Origin of the sequence: Geothrix limicola, from assembly GCF_030268085.1 — a bacterium.
GTDB lineage: Bacteria > Acidobacteriota > Holophagae > Holophagales > Holophagaceae > Geothrix > Geothrix limicola.
Map to the genome: position 1 here is coordinate 1 of NZ_BSDE01000016.1, position 6,885 is coordinate 6,885.

Genomic DNA, 6,885 nt, shown 5'->3' on the forward strand with positions numbered 1-6,885 from the left:
TCCCGTCCATTCAGGCTCAAATCCCAAGGTGGTGCACGCTCGGGGCACCATTACTTCGGGCTCGGCCTAACCTCTCGCTGCAACGGACCCAGGCGCCAGCGCCTGGTCCGCTGAGCTTCTTTCGTTAGGCAGCCGAATCATGATTTCACCAAGCACCCGCCACAAATTACATCTCCTGAGCGGCATCGGTTTTCTTCTTGCCGGAGTGATTTTTATCGCCCTCAGTTTTAGCTCTCCAAATCCACGTCGCACGATCTTTCTCATTGGGGCAGCTCTTTACCTTCTCAATTCAGCCGTTCAGCTTTTCACTTACTATAAAAAGCGGCCTGCCTAACCTCTCGCTCAAGTCGGACCCCGCCTGCATTGCCTTCCGTTCTCTCTCAGCATTTTGCTATCCCGGCTTCGCTCATCGTCTCGGTGCAGGCGGTGCCGCTTAGCTTCCTTCGTTAGGGCCACCCCGAATGCACCTCACTCCTGCCGCCATTCTATTGTTCGCTGCCGTGGCGGCGAGTAACACTTCGATTCAGAAACTGAAGGCCGTTAAGTCGAGTACTCAGCTGGCAAGGTTCATTCATCGAGGCGCCGCCCAGAAGATCAGCATTGACTCCCTACTGTCTGGCATTCGAAGCCAAGAATCGATTCGACCTGCTCCATACCAGGTCGACATCCCTATCCGAGAAGTGTTTGGCACCATTCTCACTGAACGATTCCCAAAGCTCCTTCAGGATCAGCAATCAGGCGAGGTGCGAGAGATCTGTTCATTTAGAACAAAGTCTGGTGAGTTGTATCGGTTCCACATCCTTAAATTTACAGAGGCCCAGTTTCAAGGTTTCGAGCAGTTTTTGGTATCAATGCAAAACAATGGGCACAGCACGGTGGCTCTAACCCTTAGCTCAACTCGGACCCCGCCTGCATTGTTTTCCGCTCTCTCTCAACTCCCTGCTTCCTCGGCTACGCTCAGCGCCTCGGCGCAGGCGGTGCCGGTTAGCCTGGTTCGTTAGGCCTCGTTCGCCCGTTCACTGCCGTCTTCTGGGTGTGCGCGGGTCACGCAGGCCCGGTCGTCTCGTCATTCACCAGCGCCGATCCGTGCGAATCCCCATTCTTCAGCACTCCAAGAATGGCGTTATTGCTTACTCATCAACAGTCGGCCCATGGATTTCTGCCATCATTGAGGCTGCTTCAACGCCCGATCCTTCAACTCCACGCAATAACTCCGGCACTTTCCCTTTGGGGTCGTCGGCATGAATTCCCGCTCCCATCCATTCAGGCTCAAACCCCAATGTGGTGCACGCTCGGGGCACCATGACTTCGGGCTCGGCCTAACCTCTCGCTGCAACGGACCCAGGCGCCAGCGCCTGGTCCGCTGAGCTTCTTTCGTTAGGTGTCCAAATGAACAGCTCGCCAGTCCAACACCAACCCGCCTTGATCACTTGGATCGGCGCTAAGACGCTTATCTTGGTTTCTCTCATTTCCTTGGTGGATTGTGCTCCTCTAGCAAATAAGCCGTTAATCGAAGAACCGTCTAAAATGACCGCAACTGTCAATCGCCCCTCCATTTTGTCCTTCACCCCAATACCTGATATTCGCCGAAAGGAAGGAGCACCAAAAATTACGGGCTATGCGGTAATCAAACTAATCGTCGATTCAGATGGGAACCCAATTGAACTGAAAGCAATTTCAGGCAATCTCGAACTACAGCCATATGCTATCGAATGGATTAAGAAAGTTAAATTTAACCCTGCGAAGGTAATTACCTCAACACATCCAGAAGGAATAATTCTGGGTGCACACGTGCATATGAAAGTAATCTGGGGAAATGAATCAAATAACTTCGAGATACTGTAACCATTTTACAAAATGCAGCCTGGGCCACCTAACCTCTCGCTCAAGTCGGACCCCGCCTGCATTGCCATCCGCTCTCTCTCATCATTCCGCTATCCCGGCTTCGTTCATCGTCTCGGTGCAGGCGCGGCCGCTTAGCTTCATTCGTTAGCCCGCCAATCATGGGCAAAACTCAAGGTCACATTCAAACGAGGTGCTCCAATGAAAAGGGTCGTCGGAGTCGGTGGGATTTTCTTCAAGGCTCGTAATCCAGAAGTGCTTCGAGCTTGGTACAAGACCCACCTGGGCATCGATGTTCAAGATTGGGGTGGCACGGCTTTCCCATGGAATCGGCCAGACGGAATGACGGTCTGGAGCATCTTCCCTGAAGACTCTGAAAACTTCACACCGAGCAAGTCTTCATTCATGGTGAATTATGTGGTCGAGGACCTCCATTCAGTCCTAGATGCCCTTCGGTCAGAAGGGTGCGATGTTGATTCCAAAGTCGATGAATCTGATTACGGGAAATTCGGCTGGGTCATGGATCCAGAGGGGAATCGAATCGAACTCTGGCAACCTCCAGAATCCCCAATATCCTGAACCCAAGGTTCGTCCCGCGGTCTAACCCTCCGCTCAAGTCGGACCCCGCCTGCATTGCCTTCCGCTCTCTCTCAGCATTTCGCTATCTCGGCTCCGCTCCGCGTATCGGTGCAGGCGCGGCCGCTTAGCTTCATTCGTTAGGCCTCGTTCGCCCGTTCAATGCTGTCTTCTGGGTCTGTGCGGGCCGCGCAGGCCCGGTCGTCCCGTCATGCACCAGCGCCGATCCGTGCGATTCCCCATTCTTCAGCAATCCAAGAATGGCGTTATTGCTTACTCATCAACCGTCGGCCCATGGATTTCTGCCATCATTGAAGCTGCTTCAGCGCCCGATCCTTCAACTCCACGCAATAACTCCGGCACTTTCCCTTTGGGGTCGTCGGCATGAACTTTCGCTCCCATCCATTCAGGCTCAAATTCCAAGGTGGTGCACGCTCGGGGCACCATTACTTCGGGCTCGGCCTAACCTCTCGCTGCAACGGACCCAGGCGCCAGCGCCTGGTCCGCTGAGCTTCTTTCGTTAGGCGTTCGATCAACATGTCCCCAACCCTTCGACGAGCCACCATCTTGGTAATGGCCCCCAATGAAGCAGACCCACCTGACTACAAGTGGGTCATCGCTTGGTTGGCCAAATGGGGTAACACTGTCGTGGTTGCTGACTATTCAACAGGTGGCTACGAACACATTTGGGACGTGGAAGGTCCGCAAGAAGCCATATCAGCAATTCCTAGTAGATTGCTATGCGCCAGTTCGTGGTCTGGAATCATTTAAGATTTCCAGGTAGCTCGTGAATCACAATAGGTCATAAATCAGTGTCCTCCCCACGCCTAACCCTCCGCTCAAGTCGGACCCCGCCTGCATTGCCTTCCGCTCTCTCTCATCATTTCGCTATCCCGGCTCCGCTCCTCGTCTCGGTGCAGGCGCGGCCGCTTAGCTTCCTTCGTTAGGTCTCTTACCCATTGCGGGCGCAAAGTGCTAAAATGAAACATGCTTCCCGCGGAACGCCGAAGACAAGGCATATCTCGAATCACTAGGCTCCACGAGCCTGAATCCATTGAGATGGACCCATTCGTAAACCAGACAGCTCAAGCGCGCATGGAGGCCCTGTGGGATCTAACCCTCGAGTACCTCACTTGGACTCGTCCCAATGAGTGTGAATCCCGACTTCAGAGATCTATTTGCCGCGTTGAACGCCGCGCACGCTGAATTTCTCATCATCGGCGGTTATGCTCTTGCGGTTCACGGTGCACCCAGATTCACCAAAGATCTCGATGTCTGGGTCAAAGCGAATCCTGATAACGCCCAAAAAGTTTGGAATGCTCTCGATGAATTCGGCGCACCGTTCCTCGATCTGACTCTTCAAGATCTTTCCACTCCAGGCATCGTTTTCCAAATGGGTCTCCCACCCAATCGAATAGACATCATCACCGTCATTGATGGGGTCGAGTTCCAGGAAGCCTGGGAGCATCGAGTCGCGTCTGCCTACGGAGATCAGCCCGTAATGGTCATTGGCATCGATGAATTGATTCGTAATAAAGAAGCAACTGGTAGGCCCCAGGATCGCCTTGATGCTCAGACCCTTCGACAATCCAGGTCTTAGCCTTATCGTCGGCCTAACCCAGCGCTCAAGTCGGACCCCGCCTGCATTACCTTTCGCTCTCTCTCAGCATTTCGCTATCTCGGCTCCGCTCGGCGTCTCGGCACAGGCGGTGCCGCTTAGCTTCATTCGTTAGGGCCACCAATCATGGATCGAAACATCTGGACCCAACAAATAACCAAAGATGAGTGCCCACCATGGCCATGCTCATTCTGTAGAAAGGGGGCATTGGCGATTGTCATGGATTCTTTGACATATCATGAAACCACCGATTCAATTCGTGCGCATGGCCATGATGAGTGGGATCCAGGGTGGATTTCATACTCGTTTACAGCCTGGGCACAATGCACACATCCCTCGTGTAAACAATTGTTTGCTATTTCAGGGACCGGTGGCGTTGGAATGGAACAAGTCGACGAGCATAACTGGGATTGGGGTGATTTTTTCTCACCTCAAATATGCACTCCAATGCCAGATATGATTGTTTTCCCCAACAAATTACCGAAAGAAATTTTAAGTGAGCTCCGAGCGGCATTTTCACTTTTCTGGCTCAATAGAGAATCCTGTTCTGGGAGAATTCGGGTAGCACTTGAATGCTTAATGGACCATCTTGGGGTTCCAAAGAGAAGAAAAAATAAAAATGGCAAGTTTACAGAACTAACTCTTCACGGCCGCATTGAAGTTTACGTCACAAGAGAGCCCTTAATTGGTTCCCAACTCATGGCGCTAAAGTGGCTTGGAAATACCGGCAGTCATAATGGCTCACTTAATGCCGCCGATCTTTTAGATGCCTTCGAAATTTTGGAGCATGCTCTTGGTGAAATTATTGGGCGTCGCTCAGCTCGGGTTGCCGAGTTGGCAAAAACTCTTACCAAAAAGCATGCGCCCAGGAAGCCCTAACCCTCCGCTCAAGTCGGACCCCACCTGCATTGTCTTCCGCTCTCTCTCAGCATTTCGCTACCTCGGCTCCGCTCATCGTCTCGGTGCAGGCGCGGCCGCTTAGCTCAATCGTTAGGCAGCCTACACGTTCCGAGGCAATACACAACGACAGGAGATAATCAGCGTGCGATCACTTGTTTTATGGCTTGTTCCAGTCGCTCTCAGCGCCCAGAGTGTGGCCCTTTCCTTCGACGACGGCATTAATCCAAGACAGCAACCACAAGGCAAAGCCTGGAACTCTTCAATTCTCGCCGCCCTCGCCAAAGGCAAAGTCAAATCTGTTCTGTTCCCCGCTGGTAAGGGGGTCGATAGTCCTGATGGGCTCGCCTTGGTACGAGCCTGGGGTGAGGCTGGGCATCTTGTGGGTAATCACACTTACTCACACTTCAGTTTGGCGGCAGAAACAACAACCCTTCTGGCCTTCGAGGCTGATGTTCAGAAATACGAAACACTGTTAAAGACGATGCCAGGTTGGACCCCCAGGCTTCGCTTCCCCTACTTAAAAGAGGGGAGCACAACGGAAAAACGAGATGGGTTCCGCGTATGGATGTCCACCCATGGGTATCAACCAGCTCCGGTAAGCATCGATGCCAGTGATTGGCACTACAATGCACGATTCTTAGATGCGGAGAATGATTCTCCCGGAACCAAGACCGCCGGTTTCCGCCAAGCCTACCTTGAGCACTTGTGGGACCGCGCAACTTACTACGACGGCCTTGCCAAACAGGTGCTCGGTCGCAGCGCCAAACACGTCCTGCTTCTCCACACGAATGGAATCAATGCGGCCTTTCTCTCCGACATAATTGAAATGTTTAGGTCCAAAGGTTGGCCAATCATCAGCCCGGAAGAGGCTTTCGCGGACCCGCTGTATTCTATGAAACCCAATGTCTTGCCTGCCGGTGAAAGCATTCTCTGGTCTTTGGCCAAAGAAAAAGGCGTTACGGGTTTGCGCTATCCTGGTGAAGACGACATTTATGAAAAGCCCAAACTTAAGGCATTAGGCCTCTAGCTCTCGTTTTCAGGTTTCACGCGACGTGCTGCCTAACCGTTCGCTCAACTCGGACCCCGCCTGCATCGCCTTCCGCTCTCTCTCAGCATTTCGCTACCTCGGCTTCGCTCAGCACCTCGGTGCAGGCGGTGCCGGTTAGCTTCATTCGTTAGGCTGTGCCATGTATCGATGGATCAAATTCGTTGTCTGCGCGTTCCTGCTTGGTTTTACGCCCAGCGTGTTCGGTCAACAACTCAACATCAGCCTTGAGGCCCCTTCAAAGCCTGTGAAGAGGGGTGCGAAGCATTGTTTCAAAGTCTCAATTACAAATGTCTCCACCCAAGAAGTCTGGATTTACAAAGATCTTTTCAAAGGCGTCGAGATTTGGATTAAGAACAAGGCTGGCCGGGACCTTGAGCACTCATCCGTTGGAGCTCTCTGCCCTCCGCCTCCGCCTACCCCGGAAGATTTCCTCTGCCTCAAACCTGGGCAATCCGTCTCAGTAACTGATGATCGGTCCCCGGCCGAACTGGGCGTGAAGCGCCGAGGTAAGTTCAGAGCAATCGCCTCGTATTACTACCAAGTTGAGGTAGCTTCAGGTGCCGAGAAGATCCTTCACCTCATCGATCACCCGCTTGAATCCTCTCCCATTGAATTCGAAGCCCTATAATCAAATCATCTTTCATCCGTTCAAGCACAGCCTAACCCTCCGCTCAAGTCGGACCCCGCCTGCATTGCCTTCCGCTCTCTCTCAACATTTTGCTATCTCGGCTCCGCTCAGTGCCTCGGTGCAGGCGTGGCCGCTTAGCTCACTCGTTAGGCCTCGTTCGCCCTTCCAATGCTGCTTTCTGGGTGTACGCGGGTCACGCCAGCTTGGTCATTACGTCATTCTCCAGCGCCAATCGATGCGATTTCCCAATTTTCCGCAGTTCAAGAATGGCGT

6 protein-coding genes are annotated in these 6,885 nt (G+C 52.9%); all 6 read left to right on the forward strand.

Annotated elements, in window-relative coordinates:
* Positions 1 to 1,389: 1,389 nt before the first annotated feature.
* The 6 genes from QSJ34_RS18450 to QSJ34_RS18475 all read left to right on the forward strand — a co-directional run bounded on the left by QSJ34_RS18450 (position 1,390) and on the right by QSJ34_RS18475 (position 6,612).
* Complete coding sequence (locus QSJ34_RS18450) at positions 1,390 to 1,845, forward strand: energy transducer TonB (protein WP_285578156.1); 456 nt, start codon at positions 1,390 to 1,392, stop codon at positions 1,843 to 1,845.
* Positions 1,846 to 2,043: 198 nt separating this feature from the next.
* Positions 2,044 to 2,421 carry a VOC family protein gene (locus QSJ34_RS18455; protein WP_285578157.1) on the forward strand — a complete coding sequence of 126 codons (378 nt, stop codon included), beginning with the start codon at positions 2,044 to 2,046 and terminating at the stop codon, positions 2,419 to 2,421.
* Positions 2,422 to 3,565: 1,144 nt separating this feature from the next.
* Positions 3,566 to 4,018, forward strand: coding sequence for a hypothetical protein (locus tag QSJ34_RS18460; protein WP_285578158.1), 453 nt, complete (start codon positions 3,566 to 3,568; stop codon positions 4,016 to 4,018).
* 399 nt (positions 4,019 to 4,417) lie between these two features.
* Entirely contained in the window at positions 4,418 to 4,915 is a 498-nt protein-coding gene (locus QSJ34_RS18465) for a DUF4145 domain-containing protein (RefSeq protein ID WP_285578159.1), read from the forward strand.
* 163 nt (positions 4,916 to 5,078) lie between these two features.
* Positions 5,079 to 5,963 carry a polysaccharide deacetylase family protein gene (locus tag QSJ34_RS18470; protein WP_285578160.1) on the forward strand — a complete coding sequence of 295 codons (885 nt, stop codon included), beginning with the start codon at positions 5,079 to 5,081 and terminating at the stop codon, positions 5,961 to 5,963.
* A 160-nt stretch (positions 5,964 to 6,123) separates the two neighbouring features.
* Positions 6,124 to 6,612: a hypothetical protein gene (locus QSJ34_RS18475; RefSeq protein WP_285578161.1), complete on the forward strand. Its 489-nt coding sequence runs from the start codon at positions 6,124 to 6,126 to the stop codon at positions 6,610 to 6,612.
* Positions 6,613 to 6,885 lie beyond the last annotated feature (273 nt).